At 67.7% G+C, this 19,057-nt stretch carries 22 protein-coding genes; 12 read left to right on the top strand and 10 right to left on the bottom strand.

Annotated elements, in window-relative coordinates; translation table 11 throughout:
• Window positions 1–25: 25 nt before the first annotated feature.
• The 6 genes from V8246_RS14150 to V8246_RS14125 form a co-directional block, all read right to left on the bottom strand.
• On the bottom strand, window positions 26–2,287 hold the full coding sequence (locus V8246_RS14150; protein ID WP_336189774.1) for a thiamine pyrophosphate-dependent enzyme: 2,262 nt from the start codon (window positions 2,285–2,287) through the stop codon (window positions 26–28).
• 13 nt (window positions 2,288–2,300) lie between these two features.
• Window positions 2,301–2,951, bottom strand: a complete 651-nt coding sequence (locus V8246_RS14145; protein WP_336189772.1) for a glutathione S-transferase family protein — start codon at window positions 2,949–2,951, stop codon at window positions 2,301–2,303.
• A complete protein-coding gene (locus V8246_RS14140; RefSeq protein WP_336189771.1) occupies window positions 2,941–3,426 on the bottom strand; it encodes a hypothetical protein in 486 nt (161 codons plus the stop codon). The genes V8246_RS14145 and V8246_RS14140 overlap by 11 nt, the downstream gene beginning before the upstream one ends.
• Window positions 3,423–3,974, bottom strand: a complete 552-nt coding sequence (locus tag V8246_RS14135) for a GNAT family N-acetyltransferase (RefSeq protein WP_336189770.1) — start codon at window positions 3,972–3,974, stop codon at window positions 3,423–3,425. The genes V8246_RS14140 and V8246_RS14135 overlap by 4 nt, the downstream gene beginning before the upstream one ends.
• Before the next feature lie 92 nt (window positions 3,975–4,066).
• Entirely contained in the window at window positions 4,067–5,230 is a 1,164-nt protein-coding gene (locus V8246_RS14130) for an acyl-CoA dehydrogenase family protein (RefSeq protein WP_245124111.1), read from the bottom strand.
• A 148-nt stretch (window positions 5,231–5,378) separates the two neighbouring features.
• Window positions 5,379–6,194, bottom strand: a complete 816-nt coding sequence (locus tag V8246_RS14125) for a glycine zipper 2TM domain-containing protein (RefSeq protein WP_162109218.1) — start codon at window positions 6,192–6,194, stop codon at window positions 5,379–5,381.
• 172 nt (window positions 6,195–6,366) lie between these two features.
• On the opposite strand from V8246_RS14125, the gene V8246_RS14120 reads away from it, so the two are divergent.
• Window positions 6,367–6,591 (top strand): DUF6116 family protein, encoded by a 225-nt coding sequence (locus tag V8246_RS14120; RefSeq protein ID WP_185896455.1) that lies wholly within the window; start codon window positions 6,367–6,369, stop codon window positions 6,589–6,591.
• 4 nt (window positions 6,592–6,595) lie between these two features.
• Entirely contained in the window at window positions 6,596–7,363 is a 768-nt protein-coding gene (locus tag V8246_RS14115; RefSeq protein ID WP_336189769.1) for a TatD family hydrolase, read from the top strand.
• On the opposite strand, the gene V8246_RS14110 is transcribed toward V8246_RS14115, so the two are convergent.
• Window positions 7,344–8,159, bottom strand: a complete 816-nt coding sequence (locus V8246_RS14110; protein ID WP_336189768.1) for a tRNA threonylcarbamoyladenosine dehydratase — start codon at window positions 8,157–8,159, stop codon at window positions 7,344–7,346. The two genes, V8246_RS14115 and V8246_RS14110, sit on opposite strands and share 20 nt — an antisense overlap.
• A 76-nt stretch (window positions 8,160–8,235) precedes the next feature.
• Between V8246_RS14110 and V8246_RS14105 the strand changes: the two genes are divergently transcribed.
• The gene (locus tag V8246_RS14105; RefSeq protein ID WP_336189767.1) at window positions 8,236–8,676 is read left to right on the top strand and encodes a cytochrome c; all 441 of its coding nucleotides are present in this window, start codon (window positions 8,236–8,238) and stop codon (window positions 8,674–8,676) included.
• A gap of 138 nt (window positions 8,677–8,814) precedes the next feature.
• Window positions 8,815–9,288, top strand: a complete 474-nt coding sequence (locus V8246_RS14100) for a glycine zipper 2TM domain-containing protein (RefSeq protein WP_336189765.1) — start codon at window positions 8,815–8,817, stop codon at window positions 9,286–9,288.
• A gap of 86 nt (window positions 9,289–9,374) precedes the next feature.
• Here V8246_RS14100 and V8246_RS14095 read toward each other — a convergent pair whose 3' ends face one another.
• Window positions 9,375–9,584 (bottom strand): cold-shock protein, encoded by a 210-nt coding sequence (locus V8246_RS14095; protein ID WP_108765608.1) that lies wholly within the window; start codon window positions 9,582–9,584, stop codon window positions 9,375–9,377.
• Window positions 9,585–9,813: 229 nt separating this feature from the next.
• Between V8246_RS14095 and V8246_RS14090 the strand changes: the two genes are divergently transcribed.
• Genes V8246_RS14090 through V8246_RS14075 form a run of 4 tightly spaced genes read left to right on the top strand, consistent with a single transcriptional unit; the run spans window position 9,814 to window position 13,112 of the window.
• Entirely contained in the window at window positions 9,814–10,299 is a 486-nt protein-coding gene (locus V8246_RS14090; protein WP_336189764.1) for a DUF456 domain-containing protein, read from the top strand.
• 52 nt (window positions 10,300–10,351) lie between these two features.
• Window positions 10,352–11,536: a phospholipase A gene (locus V8246_RS14085; protein ID WP_336189763.1), complete on the top strand. Its 1,185-nt coding sequence runs from the start codon at window positions 10,352–10,354 to the stop codon at window positions 11,534–11,536.
• The gene (gene arsC, locus V8246_RS14080; RefSeq protein ID WP_336189761.1) at window positions 11,536–11,955 is read left to right on the top strand and encodes an arsenate reductase (glutaredoxin); all 420 of its coding nucleotides are present in this window, start codon (window positions 11,536–11,538) and stop codon (window positions 11,953–11,955) included. Before V8246_RS14085 ends, arsC begins: the two co-directional genes overlap by 1 nt.
• A gap of 47 nt (window positions 11,956–12,002) precedes the next feature.
• Window positions 12,003–13,112: a sterol desaturase family protein gene (locus V8246_RS14075; RefSeq protein ID WP_336189760.1), complete on the top strand. Its 1,110-nt coding sequence runs from the start codon at window positions 12,003–12,005 to the stop codon at window positions 13,110–13,112.
• Window positions 13,113–13,287: 175 nt separating this feature from the next.
• On the opposite strand, the gene V8246_RS14070 is transcribed toward V8246_RS14075, so the two are convergent.
• Together V8246_RS14070 and V8246_RS14065 are read right to left on the bottom strand one after the other, a co-directional pair.
• Window positions 13,288–13,923: a glutathione S-transferase family protein gene (locus tag V8246_RS14070; RefSeq protein WP_336189759.1), complete on the bottom strand. Its 636-nt coding sequence runs from the start codon at window positions 13,921–13,923 to the stop codon at window positions 13,288–13,290.
• 263 nt (window positions 13,924–14,186) lie between these two features.
• The gene (locus V8246_RS14065) at window positions 14,187–15,704 is read right to left on the bottom strand and encodes a fumarate hydratase (protein WP_336189758.1); all 1,518 of its coding nucleotides are present in this window, start codon (window positions 15,702–15,704) and stop codon (window positions 14,187–14,189) included.
• 110 nt (window positions 15,705–15,814) lie between these two features.
• Between V8246_RS14065 and V8246_RS14060 the strand changes: the two genes are divergently transcribed.
• From V8246_RS14060 to V8246_RS14045, 4 genes are all read left to right on the top strand, one after another.
• Window positions 15,815–16,702: an RNA polymerase sigma-70 factor gene (locus tag V8246_RS14060; protein WP_336189757.1), complete on the top strand. Its 888-nt coding sequence runs from the start codon at window positions 15,815–15,817 to the stop codon at window positions 16,700–16,702.
• Between the two features lie 37 nt (window positions 16,703–16,739).
• Window positions 16,740–17,186 carry a carboxymuconolactone decarboxylase family protein gene (locus tag V8246_RS14055; protein WP_336189756.1) on the top strand — a complete coding sequence of 149 codons (447 nt, stop codon included), beginning with the start codon at window positions 16,740–16,742 and terminating at the stop codon, window positions 17,184–17,186.
• 33 nt (window positions 17,187–17,219) lie between these two features.
• Window positions 17,220–17,864, top strand: a complete 645-nt coding sequence (locus tag V8246_RS14050) for a trimeric intracellular cation channel family protein (protein ID WP_336189755.1) — start codon at window positions 17,220–17,222, stop codon at window positions 17,862–17,864.
• Window positions 17,865–17,970: 106 nt separating this feature from the next.
• On the top strand, window positions 17,971–19,056 hold the full coding sequence (locus V8246_RS14045) for a histidine kinase (RefSeq protein WP_336189754.1): 1,086 nt from the start codon (window positions 17,971–17,973) through the stop codon (window positions 19,054–19,056).
• The last annotated feature ends 1 nt before the right edge of the window (window position 19,057 follow it).

Raw genomic sequence — 19,057 nt, 5'->3', positions numbered from 1 at the left:
ATTCCTCAGTGAAGGGGAAGGGCGATCATGCCAGCCTGTCCGCCGCCGCGACGATGTCCTCGTCGCCGGGCAGCACCAGGAACGCCGCGCCCGCCAGCGGGGTGTAGGTGTCGGCACCCACCACGCGCTGGAACGGACGCGCATGGTGGCCCGCTTCGGCGATGGCCGTGATGACGCCCTCGCCGACGCCTGCGGCGTGCCGGCCTTCGTCCACTACCAGGATGCGCTTGGCCGTCTTCGCCTGCGCCGCGATGAAACCCTCGTTGAGCGGCACCAGCCAGCGCAGGTCGACCACGCGCACCTTCCAGCCGTGCTTGCTTTCGATGGCCCGCGCGGCGCGCAGGCTCATCGGCACGCCGTTGCCGTAGGTGAAGATGACCAGGTCGTCCGCATCCTCGCCGTACACGCGACCTTCGCCGAGCGGCATCGCCTCGTCCTGCGGCGGATACGGGAACAGCCACTGGCCGTCGCCGGCCTCGTGCAGGTCCTTGGTCATGTACAGCGCGATCGGCTCCAGGAACACGGTGACGCGCCCGTCCACCTTCGCCAGCGCGGCCAGCGTGCGCAGCATCGTGGCCGCGTCGTCGCCGCGCGAGGGACAGCCCACGACCAGGCCCGGGATGTCGCGCAGGGCGGTGATCGAGTTGTCGTTGTGGAAATGCCCACCGAAGCCGCGCTGGTAGCCCAGGCCGGCGATACGCACGACCATCGGATTGCGGTACTGGTCGTTGCTGAAGAACTGCAGGCTGGCGGCTTCGCCGCGGATCTGATCGCAGGCGTTGTGGAAGTACGCCAGGTACTGGATCTCAGGCAGCGGCAGCATGCCCATGTTGGCGTAACCCTGGGCCAGGCCCAGGATCATGGTCTCGTCCAGCAGCGTATTGAACACGCGGCTGCCCTTGAATGCCTTCTGCAGGCCCTTGGTCACCGTGTACACGCCGCCCTTCTGCGCCACGTCCTCGCCGAACAGCAGCGTTTCGGGGTACTTGCAGAACAGGTCGTGCAGCGCGTTGTTGATCTGGATGGCGAGGTGCCTGGGCGGCAGCTTCTCCGGCAGTTTGTCCTCGCTGCCGAAGGCGGCCACGCGCCTGTCGTGCGGCGCCGTGCGTGCCGCCTCGGCCGCTACTGCATCGGGCGTATACGGCGCCAGCGGCGCCATCACCTGTTCCAGCGTGGTGATGCGCGGCCGGCGGTCGGCGTCCTCGGCCGCGGCGAAACAGCGCGCGCGCGTGGCCTCGTACAGCCCGAGCAGCGCATCCTTCGTCAGCAGTCCCGATTCCAGCGCGATCGCCGCCGAGCGCAGCAGCGGATCGGTCGCCTCGACCGCGCACAACTCCTCCAGCGGACGCCACTCGATCTCGAAATCGGTACCCGCGTGGCCCATGATCCGCGTGGTGCGCAGGTGCAGGAACGTCGGCCGGCGCGTACAGCGGCAATGCTCGACCGCCGCCTGCACCTGGCCATAGCCGGCTGCCAGGTCCAGGCCGTCGGCGTGGAAGTAGTCCAGGTCCGCGCGATCGCGGAAGTTGCGGCCGATCCAGCCGTCGGGCGTCTTCACCGAAATGCCGATGCCGTTGTCCTCGCAGACGAACAGCACCGGCGCCGGCAGCTTCTGGTACGCGGTCCACGCGGCGGCGTTGAAGGCGGTCTGCGCCGTCGCGTGGTTGCTCGAGGCATCGCCGAACGAGCAGATCGCGATGCTGTCCTCGGGAATCGGGAGCGCATGGCCGATGCGGCGCGCCTGTTCGATCGCCACCGCGGTACCCAGCGCCTTGGGCAGGTGCGAGGCGATGGTCGAGGTCTGCGGCAGCACCCACAACGGCTTGCTGCCCCACACCTTGTGTCGGCCGCCGGAAGCGGGGTCCTCGGCGCTCGCGGCGAAGCTGAGGGCCGAGTCCATCACCGGGTCCATGCCGGGCAGCTTGCGGAACCGTTCGGCCATGAAACCGCCGCTGCGGTAATGCAGGAAAGCGGGATCGGTGTGGCGCGCCAGCCGCGCGACCATCGCGTTGCCTTCGTGCCCACTGGAGCCGATGGTGTAGAAGACCTTGTTCTGCACGCGCAGCACACGCGCCATCAGGTCCAGGTGGCGGCTGATCAGCTGCGACTCCAGCAGTTCGACGAAGCTGCGCGCATCCAGCGCACTGCCGGGCAGCACGGGATCGGTGGCGGCCGGCGCGCTGCGCACGGGGCCATCCCACTCCTTCACGTATTCGATGAAATTCTGGTCGCAGATCTCGGCCCGGTTCAGGGCCTTCATGCGTGCGGGGATCGCTTTCGACGTCATGTGCTCGCTCGGATCAGGAGGACGCCAGGCGCACGGCGACTTCGTCGCTCACGCCGGGCATGGGAACAAAACCCGGCTGCGCGCGCACCCGCGTCAGCCAGTCGGTGATATGGGGAAACGCGGCCAGGTCGAAACCGCCCTCTCCCGCGCAGTGGGTGTAGGCGAACAGTGCGATGTCGGCCACGCCGTACGCAGGACCGGTGAACCACGCTGCCTGCGCGAGGTGCTTCTCCATCACCGCCAGCGCCTGCATGCCCCGTTCGTGCAGGCGCGGCAGGTCGGCACGGCGCGGCGAATCCAGCGGTGTCCAGCCGCGGATGAAGCGCGCGACGGCGATGTACGGCTCGTGGCTGTACTGCTCGAAGAACAGCCAGCTCAATGCCTGCGCACGCTGCCACGCATCGGCCGGCAGGTAGGGGCTGCCCTCCGCCAGCCAGCAGAGGATGGCGTTCGACTCCACCAGGATGGCGCCATCGGCGCGCTCCAGCATCGGCACCTTGCCGTTCGGGTTCTTCGCCAGGTATTCCGGCGTGCGGGTGCCGCCGTGGGCGCTGTCGACCTCGATCCAGGTGTAGGGCCGGCCCAGCTGCTCGAGCAGCAGGCGCACCTTGTGGCAGTTGCCCGAGGTGGACATGCCATGGACGGTGACGGGATCAGGCGACATGCGGATGCTCCGGAAGGGCGATGCGGGCGGCCTTGGCGAGGTCCTTGTCGCGTCCGAATGCGCGCAGGATGCGGCGCTGCTCTTCCAGCGTCGGGATGCGCACGGCGACCCCTGCGGCATCGATGCGCATGTCATGGTTCACCCGTACGGGCTGCCATCCCGCCTCGGCCATCAACTCCAGCCCACCCATGACTTCCACCGGCATCGGCAGGTGGGCGAAACGCGCGAAGGTGGAACGGAAGCGGGCTTCGTCCGCAGGTCGGTAAGCCGCATCGACATGGTCGGCCCATGTCTGGCGCAAGCGCAGCGCGTCCTGCCGGCTGCAGAGCACGTCGATGTCCTGCGGCACGATACCGGGGACTCCGGCCAGTGCCATCGCGGCGCTGCCGATGATCCACCAGGGATCGCGGAAGGTCCGCGCCATCTGCGGCAGGGCATGGTGCAGGCCTGCATGCAGTGCGGACGTGGAGATCACGGATGCACGGCCTTTCGCGCTTGCCACTGCGCGCGCGTCTGGCCCCAGACCTCCACCGGCTTCTCATGGTGCGGTTCGGGCAGGCGGCCCATGCGCAGATAGGCCGAACCCAGCTTGGCGGCCACCGTCTTGGAATTGGCGTTGTCCGGATCGATGGTGTGGATCACCTCGCTCCAGCCCAGATGATCGAACGCCCAGTCGGTACTGGCCGCGGCGGCTTCGGGTGCATAGCCCCTGCCCCAGGCTTCGCGCGCGATGCTCCAGCCCACCTCGGTCCCCGGCCAGCCTTCCGGTTGCCACGGCCCGACCCGGCCAACCCAGCGATTGGTCGCCTTCTCGATCACCGAGAACATGCCGAACCCCTGCAGGTGCCAGCTGCCGAGCGTCGCGGCGAGGCTCCGCCACGCAGGCGAGCGGGCCTGCATGCCGCCGATGAAGCGCGTGGCTTCCTCATCGGCACCGAACGCCGCCCAGGCTTCGTAATCGTCCCGTCGCGGCAGCCTCAGCAACAGGCGTGGAGTTTCAAGCTGGAGATCGGAAAGGTCCATAGACGCCACACCATCCCACCACAAAACCGGACACGACGAGCGGCGACGCTCGACTTCGCTGCACCCGCGCCCACGCGCGGGAGCGGACGGCGTCAGAACGCGTTGATGCCCGTCAGTTCGCGGCCGATCACCAGCTGGTGCACGGTTTCCGTGCCCTCGTAGGTGATGACCGATTCCAGGTTGAGCGCATGGCGGATGGCGGCATGCTCGGTGGTGATGCCGGCGCCGCCCAGCAGGTCGCGACATTCGCGCGCGATGTCGATGGCCATGCGGCAGTTGTTCCACTTCGCCAGCGATACCTGCTGCGGCGCCATGGTGCCGGCGTCCTTCAGCCGCCCCAGCTGCAGCGAGAGCAGCTGCGCCAGGGTGATGCGGCGGGCCATCTCGGCCATCTTGATCTGCGCGCTCTGCGTGGCCGCAACGGGGCGGTCGAACAGGATGCGTTCCTTGGTATAGGCCAGCACCTCGTCCAGGCACGCGATGGCCGCGCCGATCGGGCCCCAGGTGATGCCGTAGCGCGCCTGGGTCAGGCAGCCCAGTGGCCCCTTCAAACCCTTCACGTTGGGCAGGCGGCTGCTGTCGGGAACGCGCACGTTGTCGAAGAACAGCGCGCTGGTGACCGACGCACGCAGGCTCATCTTGTGCTTGATCTCCTGCGCGGTGAAGCCGGCCATGCCCTTCTCGAGCAGGAAACCCTGGATGCCCTCGTCGGTCTGCGCCCACACGATGGCGATGTCGGCCAGGTTGCCGTTGGTGATCCACATCTTGGAGCCGTTGATCACCCAGTCGTCGCCATCGCGGCGCGCATGGGTCTTCATGTTGGCCGGGTCGGAGCCGCCGTGCGGCTCGGTCAGGCCGAAGCACCCGATCACCTTGCCGGCGGCCATGTCCGGCAGCCAGCGCTGGCGCTGTTCCTCGCTGCCGTAGGCGTAGATGGGATACATGCACAGCGAGGACTGCACGCTGACGAAGCTGCGGATGCCGCTGTCGCCGCGCTCAAGTTCCTGGCAGATCAGGCCGTAGCTGACGGCGTTGAGGCCGGCGCAGCCGTACTTCTCCGGCAGGGAGGAGCCCAGCAGGCCCAGTTCGGCGATCTCGGGCACCAGTTCCTTCGGGAAGCGCCCCTGGTCGAAGGCGTCGCCGATGATCGGCCGCACGCGCTCGTCGGTGAAACGGGCCACGGCGTCCTGGACGGCGCGCTCCTCTTCGCTCAGCAGGGAACGGACATCGAACAGGTCGTACGGGTTCAGAGCCATCGTGCTTCAACCGGCGTTTGAGGTATCCGGCGATTGTATGCGGTGGCTTCCGCGTGGGTAAGCGCCAGTCCGCAAAGCGAAGGCCGGCGAAACGCCGGCCTTCGAGGGGTGCCACGTTGAAATGCAGGTCCGGGCGGGACCCCGGGCTTCAGCCCTGCCCGGGCGCGTCCACGCTGGCGGTCTGGGTTACGACCTGGCCATCGATGACCGGCAGGCGCTCGCCCGGCTTCTGGTCCATCCGGATGGTCTTGTCCTGACCCTCGAAACGGTAGGTCACGTCGTAGCCGATCACCTTGTCCGTGGTACCCATGGCGATGCGGGTGCCCGGCTTGCTGTCCATGCGCATGGTGCCGGTGGTGCCATCCGGGTTGCGGTAGGTGACGTTGTAACCGGTCACGCGCGAGGACTCGGAGGTCGCGTTCTCGGTATGGCACTGGCGCTCGGTGCGGTTGACGACCTTGCCGCCCACGTGACGCTTGTCCACCTGGTTGCCGATCACACCGCCGGCCACGGCACCAGCCACAGTGGCCGCCTTCTTGCCGCTGCCGCCGCCCACCTGGTTGCCCAGCAGGCCGCCGATCACCGCGCCTGCGACCGTGCCGCCGGCGTTGCCGTCGCGCTCGGGCAGACGCTCCTGCACGACCACGTCTTCGCAGACTTCGCGCGGGGTGCTGGTGGTGGTGGTCTCGCGCACCGGCTCGGTACCGATGACGGTCGCGTAAAGCTTCTCCGAACTGGTGATCGGCTCGGCCTTCACCACCTCGGCGTACTGCAGGGTGCCGACCGGCAGCTGATTGTCGGTGGCCGCGGCATCATCGGCGACCAGCGCGCCGTCGGCGGCGGTCACCAGGCCGTCCTGCGCCGTGGGGCTCTTGTCGCCGCCCTTGAGGAAAGCCGCGGTGGCCACACCGCCCACCAGCAGCGCGCCGACGGCGACCAGGATCGTAGTGGTATTGCTCTTCATCGCTGCCTCCAAGTCGGGCTGACCCCGATTCACATTGGCCATCATTGCACCACTGCGAACCTGAACCAAGTACCCGGACGAGGCCACGAAAACCAACGGAAAATGAACGATTCCGTCAAACAACGATCATGTTAGCGTGGTGTCCACTCCATCGTGGTCGAGTGCCTGCGTCATGCCCAATCCCGTTCTCCTGCCTCTCCTCGACTGGGCGCGCAAGCTGCGCTATCCCACCCTGTTCAAGATCACCGCCGCACTGTTCGTGGTGACCCTGTTCCTGCCCGATCCGGTCCCGTTCGTGGACGAGATCCTGTTCGGCCTGGGCACCCTGCTGCTGGCCAACTGGAAACGTCGCAAGGATCCGCCGTCCTCGCTCGAGGCCCCGGACGCCCGTCGCTGACGTGATGCTGGTCGACAGCCACAGTCACTTCGACGCGCCCGAGTTCGACGGCGACCGCGATGCGGCGCTGGCGCGGGCACGCGCCGCCGGCGTGACCCGGCAGGTGGTGCCGGCCGTGGCCGCCTCGAGCTGGCCGAAACTGCGCGAGGTCTGCGCGCAGGACGCGGGCCTGTTCCCGGCCTATGGACTGCACCCGATGTACCTGGCCGAACACCGACCCGCGCATCTGGACGCGCTGCGCGCATGGATCGAGCGGGAGCACCCACTGGCGATCGGTGAATGCGGACTGGATTTCTTCGTCGAAGGCCTGGATGAAGACGAGCAACGCCGCTACTTCGAGGGACAGCTGCGGCTGGCGCACGAGTTCGACCTGCCGCTGATCGTGCATGCGCGACGCGCCGTGGACGCCGTGATCGCGTCGGTAAAACGGGTCGGCGGCCTGCGCGGCGTGGTGCACAGTTTCTCCGGCAGCCCGGAGCAGGCGCGCCAGCTGTGGCAGCTGGGATTCCTGATCGGGCTGGGAGGACCGGTGACCTACGAGCGCGCCAACCGCCTGCGCACCCTCGCCCGCACGATGCCGCTGGACTACCTGCTGCTGGAAACCGACGCGCCCGACCAGCCCGATGCCGGCATCCGCGGGCAGCGCAACGAACCCGCTCGGCTGCCGGTGGTCCGCGACGTCATCGCGGACCTGCGCGGCGTGGCACCGGAGGACATCGCGGCGGCGACCACGCGCAACGCGGAACGGCTGTTCAATCTTCCGCTGACGTGACGCCCCGCTTGGCCGGTTTTGCCAGCAGCTCCAGCGCTTTGCCCACCATGGCGAACGCGAACGCGCCGGTGATGTGGGTGGCCGCCCCCAGTCCTACGCCGCAGTCCAGTTTCAGCGCCGCATCCGCGCCCAGTTGCGGGCGCAGGCCGCAGACGGTGCCATCGGCCTGCGGATACTTGACGTTCTCCAGCGAGTAGACGGCCTGCACGCCGAAATAGCGGTCCTTGTTCTTCGGAAAATTGAACTCCGCGCGCAGCTTCTTGCGGACCAGGGCTAGCAGCGCGTCGTGCTCGGTACGGGAGAGATCGCGCAGCCGGATCTGGGTGGGATCGGTGCGTCCGCCGGCCGAGCCGGAGACCACGATGGGCAGCTTGCGGCGCCGGCACCACGCGATCATCTCCACCTTCACCCGGAAGCTGTCGCAGGCATCGAGCACCAGGTCGAAACCGCGATCCAGCAGGTCGGCCATGTTGGAGGACGTCAGGAACTGCGGGACGACGTCCACCTCGACCAGTGGATTGATCGCACGGCAACGCTCGGCCATCGCCTCGGCCTTGTTGCGCCCGTACTGGCCATCCAGCGCGGGCAACTGACGGTTGGTGTTGGATACGCAGATGTCGTCGGCGTCGATCAGGGTGAGATGGCCCACGCCCGAGCGCACCAGGGCTTCCACTACCCACGAGCCCACGCCGCCCATGCCTACCACCGCCACGCGCGCAGCCGCATGGCGTTCCACCGAACCCACGCCGTACAGCCTGTCGATGCCGGCGAACCGGTCCCTGAGTTCTTTCTTCATGCCACCAGTGTAAGCCGTGGCGCAAACCGTGACGGCCGTCGTACCATCGCCGCGTCATCCACAAGGAGCCCGCCGCATGGCCAGCCAGCCCGAGACCAAGAAGCCTTCCGCCGCGTCGCGTTACCTGTTTCTGTTCCTGATCGGCCTGGTCGTGGGCGCCATCTGCACCGTGATGGCGATGCGCGCACTGCAGGCGCGGCAGGATCCGTTCCCGGACAGCGTGATGCAGGTGATGGCCAAGCATTCTGGCCAACTGGGCGACAAGGTGAAGCAGAACCGCTGCGCCGCCACCGACACCATCCCGCACGTGCGCACGCTGCGCGCGATGGCGAACGATCTGGAGATGGCGTTCCCCGGCATCGCCGACGACAGCCGCTTCAAGACGCATACCAGCCAGTTCCGCGCCGATCTGGATGCCGCGTTGAACGCACCGCCCACCGACTGCGCCGCCGCCGGGGCGCTGGTGGAGAAGCTGGGCACGGACTGCAAGGCCTGCCATCAGGACTTCCGCGGCTGAGGCGTAGCGCAGGTCTGAATCGCACCTGACATCCGGGCCGCGCAAGCGGCCCGATTGTCATGGTGTTCACGCGCCCGTGTGGAGCATGCAAGTGAAGGGGCCGCGCCATGTCGGCGACCCCACCCTCCAGGAGGCTCCATGAACATGCGTCTGATCGCCATCGGCCTGACCGCCACCTTCGCGCTCGCAGGCTGCGCCAGTACCTCGCCCGGCTACTCCAGCGGTTATGGCGGCGGCTACAACAGCGCCCCCGCCAACCGCTACTGCGCCGACTGCGGCATTGTCGAACGTATCGACGTGGTCCCCTCGGGCCGCAGCGCGCCGTCGGCCACCGGTGCCGTGCTGGGCGGCATCGTGGGCGCGGTCGCCGGGCGCCAGATCTCCGATCGCACCGGCGGCAGCGAGGGCAACAAGAACGTCGCCACCGTGGCCGGCGCGGTCGCCGGCGCGGCGGCCGGCAACGCAATCCAGAACCGGACCACCGGCGATACCTACAACATCACCGTGCGCATGGACGACGGCCGTCGCGTGACCATCAACCAGCACGATCTGGGGGGCGTGCGCGAGAACACCTATGTGCGCATCCAGAACGGCCGCGTGGTCATCCGCTGACGCCCGGTCCGCTGAAAAAGAAAAAGCCCGGCGCATGCCGGGCTTTTTCGTGGAGCACGCGCGGATGCGCGATTCGATGGATCAGGTCAGACCGGCTGCACCGCATCGGCCTGCAGGCCTTTCTGGCCCTGCACGACGGTGAAGGTGACCTTCTGGCCTTCCTTGAGGCTCTTGAACCCCTGGGTCTGGATGGCGCGGAAATGCACGAACACGTCTTCACCATTCTCACGGCTGATGAAGCCGAAGCCCTTGGCATCGTTGAACCATTTCACGGTTCCGGTTTCACGATCAGACATCTACTTGCTCCTTGAAACGGGTGGTGGATACGCCTGCTGGGCGGCTGGTTGCAAGGAGGAAGCGAGGTACAAGGATGTAGCGGATCATGGATCTACCCCATCAGGCCACGATTCACGGTGACCTTGGCAACGGCAGCGGCCGCACAGTAACCCGGCATTTGTGAAAATGCAAACGCCTGAACGATAAAGTCAAGCCCCTGGCAACCCCTTGATTCCGTAGGAGAATTGATTGGACATCCAGTTCCTGTATTACGCCTTGGCCATCGTGCTGATCCTCGTCGGCATCGCCGGCGTGCTGCTGCCCGCCCTACCCGGCCTGCCGCTGGTGTTCGCGGGCATGCTGCTGGCCGCCTGGGCGGGCGACTTCCAGCAGATCGGCTGGGTGCCCCTGGTCGTACTGGGCGTGCTGACGGCGCTTTCCTTCGTGGTGGACATCGTGTCGACCGCCATCGGTGCCCAACGCGTGGGCGCCAGCCGCAAGGCATTGCTGGGCACGGTGATCGGCACGTTCGCCGGCCTGTTCTTCATGCCCATCGGCCTGTTGGCAGGCCCCTTCGTCGGCGCGCTGCTGGGCGAACTGTGGCACGGCCGCGAATTCCGCCAGGCCACCAAGGTCGGGCTGGGCACGTGGCTGGGCATCGTGCTGGGCGTGGTGCTGAAGCTGGGCCTGGCCTTCGCGATGTTGGGGCTGTTCGTCTTCGCCTGGATCTTCTGACCTTAGCGCGCGGGCTGGCAGAATGGCGGCGCCCCCCACTGAGCGACTCTGCATGACGCATCGCATCCGACTGCTTCCGCTGGTAATTGGCGTTACGTATGGACTGGCCGCCCACGCCCAGGAGGGGGGGCCGACGCCCGCGCCTGCCGAAGCCTGCTTCTCCCTGGAGAACGATGCCGCGCGCCTGGCCTGCTACGACGCTGCGCTGGGACGCACCGCCGCCGATACCCGGCGAGCCGATGAGGAAGCCGTGGCGGCGAAAGAAGCCGAAGCGGCCGCACGCGCCAAGGCGCGGGCCGACGCCCGCGCCGCCGCCGAGGCGCAGGACCGGGACCTGGCGCTGACCGAGCGCACCCGCCGGCGGCTGGGCGCCTGGTTCCGTGCCGACGATCCGGGCGATGCCGACCTGATCGCCAATGCCGGCCGCGGCTCCCTGCTGGACAGCCGCTGGGAGCTGGCCAAGGACTCCAAGCTGGGCGTGTTCCAGCTGCGCGGCTACAAGCCGCTGTACCTGCTGCCGGCCTTCTGGACCAGCCGGGTCAACGAAACGCCCTCCTCCCCGAATCCCGACAACACGGTGACCGAACCGCAGGCGTTGCAGGACATCGAGGCCAAGTTCCAGCTCAGCTTCAAGACCAAGTTCGCCGAAAACGTGTTCGGCGACAACGGCGACATCTGGGGCGCGTATACCCAGAGCTCGCGCTGGCAGGTCTACAACGGCGAGGAGTCGCGCCCGTTCCGCGAGACCAACTACGAACCGGAAGTGATGCTGGTGTTCCGCAACAACTACAGCATCGCCGGCTGGAAAGGCCGCATGGCCGGCATCGGCATCAACCACCAGTCCAACGGCCGCGGCGACCCGCTCTCGCGCAGCTGGAACCGCGTCATCGCCACCATCGGCCTGGATCGTGAGAACTGGGCCTTCGTGGTGCGGCCCTGGTACCGCGTGCCCGACGGCAACGACGACGACAATCCGGACATCGAGGACTACATCGGCCGTGGCGACGCCATGCTGACCTATGCGAAAGACGGCCACGTCCTCACCGTACTGGGACGCCACTCGCTGCGCGGCGGCGACGACTCGCACGGCGCGCTGCAGGTGGACTACGGCTTCCCGATCAACCGCACGTTCCGCGGCCATGTACAGGTCTTCCATGGGTACGGCGAAAGCCTGATCGACTACAACCACAAGGCGACCTACGTGGGCCTGGGCATCTCGCTGCTGGACTGGTACTGATGGACGAGGTGACGATCTACCACAACCCCGCCTGCGGCACCTCGCGCAACACGCTGGGACTGATCCGCAATGCCGGCATCGAGCCGCAGGTCGTCGAATACCTGCGCACGCCCCCCGATCGCGCCACGCTGCTGTCGCTGATCGCGGCCATGGGCGTGTCCGTGCGCGACGTGGTGCGCGCCAAGGAACCTCTTTACGCGGAACTCGGCCTGGCCGACGCCGACGACGCGGCCCTCATCGACGCCATGCTGGCCCACCCGGTGCTGATCAACCGTCCCATCGTGGTCACGGCCCTGGGCACGAAGCTCTGCCGGCCCTCGGAAGCGGTGCTGGACATCCTGCCGCAGCCGCAGCGCGGCGCCTTCAGCAAGGAAGACGGCGAGCCGGTGGTGGACGCGGCCGGAAACCGCATCGTCTGACGTAAGATCGGGCGCAGGATCCGTACCCCCTGCCAAGGAAGCCGCCCATGCCGCGCCCGCGCCGTTCGTTCTTCGCCTATGCCTCCGCCATGCTGGGCCTGCTGAGCCTGATGGCGGTGGCCTGTTTCCATTTCCCGGAACTGTTGACCAGCAAGGAATTCCGCGCGGCCTACAACGAACAGTTCGCCCGCCATCTGCTGCTGGTGGGACTGGCGTCGGCGTTCGCCATGGGCACGTGGGCCATCCTGCGCGACCGCAACAAGCGCATCGCGCTGATCGGCGTAGGCAGCGCGACGCTGGCCGTGCTGCTGGGCGGCACCAACGTGCAGTTCGACGCCATCGGCAAGACCCCGTACTCGCTGGGCCTGGACTGGTTCGTGATCTCGCTGTTCTTCTCGGCGCTGGTATTCGTGCCGCTGGAGCACTACCTGGGCAAGCGCCGGATCTCGCCGCTGCGGCCGGGCTGGCGCACGGACGTGGCGTACTTCTTCATGAGCCATGTGCTGGTGCAGTTCATCCTGATCCTGGTGACCGCATCCACGTCCACCATCGCGGGCTTGGCCGCCTTTCCTGCCCTGAAGAACGCGATCCAGTCGCTGCCGGTCTGGGCGCAGTTCCTGATCGCCGTGTTCGTGGCCGACCTGGCGCAGGCGCTGCTGCACCGCGCGTACCACAACGTTCCCTGGCTGTGGCGCTTCCACGCCGTGCACCACTCCAGCCGCGAGATGGACTGGCTGGCGGGTTCGCGCATCCATATCGTCGAGATCGTGCTGACCCGCAGCGCCGTGCTGCTGCCGCTGCTGGTGCTGGGCTTCTCCACGCCGGCCGTGAACGCCTACGTGATCCTGGTCGGGCTGCAGGCCGTGCTGGCGCACGCCAATCTCGGCATCCGCTTCGGCTGGCTGGAGTACCTGCTGGTGCTGCCGCGCTACCACCACTGGCACCACGCGCGGCACAAGGACTACCTGGACGTGAACTACGCCATCCACCTGCCGCTGGTGGACATGCTGATGGGTACCTTCAAGCTGCCGCCGAAGCAGGAAGACTGGCCCGGAGAGTACGGCGTGATGAAGTTGGAGACAGTGCCGCGCGGGATCGTGCGCCAGCACCTGATGCCGTTCCAGGGTGGGCGGAAGTTCGAAGAATACGTGGACTGAGTGACCCGTACTGGCTGTTGTAGGAGCGACGTAAGTCGCGACCGCATGCCAAGACGGGCAGGAACACTGCTCCAGGCGATGTATTTGCAGGCGAAATGCGCATGGCCTTGGTTTCACGCCATTTCAAGATCCGCGGTCGCGACTTACGTCGCTCCTACAGTGGGCCCGGCGATCGTCACGTCCAGTCCGTCAGCCCCTCGCGGGCATAGACGTCCCTGAAGCTCGGCAATGCCTTCATGCGCTGCGCGTGAGCATGCAGCACCGGCCAGGTGTCAGTCGGCCTGGGCATGTTGCGCGACCAGCGCATCAGCATGGTCAGCAGGAAGTCGGCCGCGCTGCGCTGTGCGCCCAGCAGGTAGGGCCCGTGCGCCTCCAGATGGTCGGCGACCTGCTGCCACGCGCGTTCCAGCTTGAGTCGTGCATGCAGGCGACTGGCCTCGGCGTTCTCCGGGCCCGCGATCTCGTCCGCATAGAACCACGCGCGGTAAGCAGGCATCAGCGTGTTCGCGCAGAACAGCATCCAGCGGTAGTACTGCGCGCGCTGCGTGGTCGCCACCGCCGGCGCCAGCTCCGCGCGGGGATGCGTATCGGCCAGATGCATCAGGATGGCCGCGGTCTCGGTGATCACCTGCCCGTCCATCACCAGCGTGGGCACCACGCCGGCGGGATTGAGCTTCAGGTAGTCATCGGACTTCTGGTCGCGCTTGTCGAAATCCAGTTCATGCAACGCGTGCGGGATACCCAGTTCGATCAGCAGCCAGTGGACGACCAGGCTGGCGGTGCTGCGGGAGTAGTAGAGCGTCGTCGACATAGATGGATCCCTGCGATTTGAGCCCCTCTCCCTACGGGAGAGGGGTTGGGGGCGCCAACGTAGCGCATCCGAGCCGATGCTAATGAACGAGCCGCAGCGAGCCGCGAAGGCGAACTATCGGCCGTTCAATGCGCCCGCTCGCTGTGGCTCGTTCCGCAGCACGGTGGGGGAAGCGCCATCATGGCAAGCCCTCATCCGCCCTACGGGCACCCCGTATCAAGTACGGGGCAAGCTCTTCTCCCGACGGGAGAAGGGAAAGGCAACTACGCCACCACCACCGGAATCTTCCCGATCCGCGCCTGCCATTCCTTCGGGCCGGTCTGGTGCACCGAGGTGCCCTGCGCGTCGACGGCCACGGTCACCGGCATGTCCTGTACGGTGAACTCGTAGATCGCCTCCATGCCCAGGTCGGCGAAGCCGACGACCTTCGCCGCCTTGATCGCCTTGGATACCAGGTAGGCCGCGCCGCCGACCGCCATCAGGTAGGCCGACTGGTGCTTCTTGATGGCCTCGATCGCCGCCGGGCCGCGCTCGGCCTTGCCGACCATGCCCAGCAGGCCTGTCTGCGCCAGCACCTGCTCGGTGAACTTGTCCATGCGGGTGGCAGTGGTCGGGCCGGCCGGGCCGACGACCTCGTCGCGCACCGGATCGACCGGGCCCACGTAGTAGATGAAGCGGCCCTTCAGGTCGACCGGCAGCGCTTCGCCCTTGTTGAGCATGTCGACCATGCGCTTGTGCGCGGCATCGCGTCCAGTCAGCAGCTTGCCGTTGAGCAGCAGCACTTCGCCGGGCTTCCAGCTGGCCACCTCTTCGCGGGTCAGCGTGTCGAGATCGACGCGACGGCCCTTGGAGGCGTCGTAGGTCAGCTCAGGCCAGTCCTCCAGCGACGGCGGATCCAGCATCACCGGACCGCTGCCGTCGAGGGTGAAGTGCGCGTGGCGGGTGGCGGCGCAGTTCGGGATCATCGCCACCGGCAGGTTGGCCGCGTGGGTGGGGTAGTCCTTGACCTTGATGTCGAGCACGGTGGTCAGACCACCCAGACCCTGCGCGCCGATGCCGAGCGCGTTGACCTTCTCGTACAGCTCCAGGCGCAGCTCCTCCGCGCGGTTGGATGCGCCACGGGCCTGCAGGTCGGTGATGTCGATGGGCTCCATCAGCGACTCCTTCGCCAGCAGCATCGCCTTCTCCGCGGTGCCGCCGATGCCGATGCCGAGCATGCCCGGCGGACACCAGCCGGCGCCCATGGTCGGCACGGTCTTAAGCACCCAGTCGACGATGGAGTCGGACGGATTGAGCATCGCGAACTTCGACTTCGCTTCGGAACCGCCGCCCTTCGCGGCGACGATCACGTCGACGGTGTTGCCCGGCACCACCTTCACGTTGACCACGCCCGGCGTGTTGTCCTTCGTATTGGTGCGCTTGCCGGCCGGGTCGGCCAGCACGCTGGCGCGCAGCTTGTTGTCGGGATGGTTGTAGGCGCGGCGCACGCCCTCGTGGACCATGTCCTCCACGCCCATCGTGGCGTCGTCCCAGCGCACGTCCATGCCGATCTCGAGGAACACGGTGACGATGCCGGTGTCCTGACAGATCGGACGGTGGCCTTCGGCGCACATGCGCGAATTGATCAGGATCTGGGCGATGGCGTCCTTCGCCGCCGGGGATTCCTCGCGCTCGTACGCGGCGGCGAGGTTCTTGATGTAGTCCACCGGGTGGTAGTAGCTGATGTACTGCAGGGCGTCGGCGACGGACTGGATGAGGTCTTCTTGCTTGATCGAGGTCATGGAGCGACGGGCGGCTGCCGGTGGGGTAGCGGGCGGAAGCGCCCATTTTAGGCCAAAGTGACGGCCCGCCCGGGTGTCACGGGCGGGCGCCCTCGCCCGTCTTTGGTCGCATGAACGCCGAAAACACCTTCGAAGCCCATCGTTCCCGCCTGTTCGGGCTGTCCTACCGCCTGCTGGGCAGCCGCAGCGACGCCGAGGATGTGGTCCAGGACACCTGGCTGCGCTGGCAGCAGGCCGACAGGACCGGCATCCGCGACCCCGAAGCCTGGCTGGTCACCGCCGCCACCCGGCTGGGGATCGACCGCCTGCGCGCCGCACGGACGCAGCGCGAGCACTACACCGGACCGTGGCTGCCGCCCCCCTCGGAGATCGACGAATCGCCCTCGCCGGAGCAGTCGGCCGAAGTGGCCGAACAGGTCTCGCTGGCCTTCCTGGCCGTGCTGGAGCGGCTGGGTCCGGAGGAACGCGCGGCCTTCCTGCTGAAGGAGGCCTTCGATTACGACTATGCGCAGATCGCGCCCCTGCTGGGCCAGAGCGAGGCGAACTGCCGGCAGATGGTCCACCGCGCACGCGAACGCGTGCAGGCCGGCAGGCCGCGCTTCGATGTTCCCCGCGAAAATCACCGCCGCCTGCTCGAGCGCTTCATGCAGGCCGCGCGGCGCGGCGACCAGCCCGCGATCACCGCCCTGCTGCGCGAAGACGCGCAACTGGTCTCCGACGGCGGTGGCAAGGCCGTCGCGGTCATCCGCCCGCTGCTGGGTGCGATCCGCATCGCACGACTGTTCTGGGCCGCCTATCGACGACAGGATCCGGCCATCGACTGGCGCATGGGCACGGTGAACGGCGAGCCGGCGATCCTGCGCTACCGCGACGGCGTGCTGACCGCGGTGATGGTGGCGGTGAGCGACGGCGAGCGCATCAGCGACCTCTTCACCATCGCCAATCCGGACAAGTTGGGCACGGGTGTCACGGCGAAGGACGGTGGCGCGTCCTGGTAGTGAAGGTGGCCATCGTGGCCGCCATTGAGGCACTGCCATGAGCCAGAAGTTCCATCGCGTCGATTACCCCAAGCATGTTCCCGAAGCCTTCCGCGGCCTGTATGCCGCCAGCACCGCCGTCCACAACGGCGTGCTGGGCAAGGAATTCCTCGAACTCGTCTTCCTGCGCGTCTCCCAGATCAACGGCTGCGCCTTCTGCATGGACATGCACGGCGGGGCACTGCGCAAGGCTGGCATCGAGCCGCGCAAGCTGGACACCCTGCCCGGCTGGCGCGACAGCCGCTTCTTCGACGCCCGCGAGGGGGCCGCGCTGGCCTGGGCGGAACAGCTGACCACCCTGCCCTCGGGCGCGCCCGCCGATGCGACCTACGAGGCGCTGAAGGAACACTTCGATGAGTCCGGCATCGCCGAACTGACCATGGCGGTGGCCACGATCAACGCGTGGAACCGCCTGGGCGTGGGCATGCAGCCCATCCTGCCCTGACCCGGCACGCCGTCAGGCGGCACAATGGGGGCCATGGAAACCCTGGTCCTCATCCTCGATCTGGTCGGCACGTTCGTGTTCGCGCTCAGCGGCGCCATGCTGGGCGTGCGGCGCCGACTGGACCTGTTCGGCGTACTGGTGCTGTCGTTCGCCGCGGCGACGGCAGGCGGCATCACCCGCGACCTGCTGATCGGCGCCACGCCGCCGGCGGCGCTCAGCGACTGGCGTTATCCGGTCACCTCGCTGGCCGCCGGCGTGGTGACCTTCTTCCGTGCTGCGCTGATCGAGAAGCTGCACCACCCGGTGCGGCTCTTCGACGCGATGGGCCTGGCCCTGTTCGCGGTCGCCGGCACGCAGAAGGCCCTGGAGTACGGCATTGCGCCGCCCATGGCGGCCGCGATGGGCATGCTGACGGGCATCGGCGGCGGCATCGCCCGCGACGTACTGCTGGCGCAGGTGCCGCTGGTGCTGCGCGCCGACCTCTACGCCGTCGCTGCGCTGGCCGGTGCCCTGATCGTCGCCCTGGGCCACTGGCTGCACCTGCCGCCGTTGCCCTGCGCGCTGGTGGGCGCCCTGGTCTGCTTCGGCCTGCGCATGGCCGCGATCACCTTCGGCTGGCACTTGCCGGTGGCCCTGCAGTCCGGCGGCGACGGCGAGCCGCCCGGTCCGTTGCAGTGACGCCCGGGCCGCCTGCGCCCAAGCGTGCGCAGGGGCCGACGAACCGTGCGGCACGCGCCGGCGCATGGGCTTAGCATGGCGGCACCTGCGCCCATCCACGTCCGCCATGGCCATCGCCGCCTCACGTCCGCTCGACATGCCCCGCCAGCAGGCTTTCTGGCTGCTGCACCTGGCCGGCTGGAGCGCCTACTTCGCGCAGGGTTGCCTGTACGCGGTCGCGCACGGCAAACCGTCGGGCTACTGGGTGGTGCCGCTGACCGCAGCGACGACCGGTGCCGTGGTCACGCTGGGGCTGCGTTATCTGCTGCGCGCCTGCTGGGGCCTGCCGCCGCGCCGGCTGCTCGCCGTGATGGTGCCGGCGATCCTGGTCAGTTCGGCCGTCATCGATTTCGTCACCCGCGAAGCGCTGGTCGACTTCTGCGAGACCTGCAGGCCGACCACGCGACTGGAGTTCGTCGCCTACTCGCTGGGCTACATCTACGTGGTGCTGGCGTGGGTGGGCGCCTACATGGGGATCAAGTACTACCGCCAACTGCAGGGCGAAACCGAGCGCGCGCTCGCCGCGCGCAGCATGGCCCACCAGGCGCAGCTGAAGATGCTGCGCTACCAGCTAAACCCGCATTTCCTGTTCAACACGCTCAACGCCATCTCCACGCTGATCCTGGACCGCGACAACGCCACCGCCAACCGCATGGTGCAGGGCCTGTCCTCGTTCCTGCGCCACTCGCTGGACAACGACCCGATGCAGCGGGTCACCCTACGTCAGGAACTGGATGCGCTGACGCTGTACCTGGACATCGAGAAGATCCGCTTCGCCGAACGCCTGCGCATCGAGACCGCCATCGACGAGGACTGCTGGCGCGCCCTGTTGCCCAGCCTGCTGCTGCAGCCGCTGGTCGAGAACGCCATCAAGTACGCCGTCGCCAAACAGGTCGCCGGCGGACTGCTGCGCATCGAGGCCGAACGCGACGGCGAGCAGCTGGTACTGCGGGTGATCGACGACGGCCCCGGCTGCAGCGCCATCGAAGGCGACCAGCTGCCGCCCGGCAAGGGCGTAGGCCTGCGCAACACGCGCGAACGCCTGCACGTGCTGTACGGCGACACCGGCGGGTTCTCCGTGCGCAACCGCGCGCGCGGCATCGAGGTGACGCTGCGACTGCCGTTCGAAACCTCGCAGACCCTGGGAGACTGAC

Source organism: Pseudoxanthomonas sp. F11 (assembly GCF_037046485.1).
Lineage (GTDB): Bacteria > Pseudomonadota > Gammaproteobacteria > Xanthomonadales > Xanthomonadaceae > Pseudoxanthomonas_A.
Note: the sequence above shows the minus strand (reverse complement) of the source record. Positions and strands in the feature narration are given on the sequence as shown.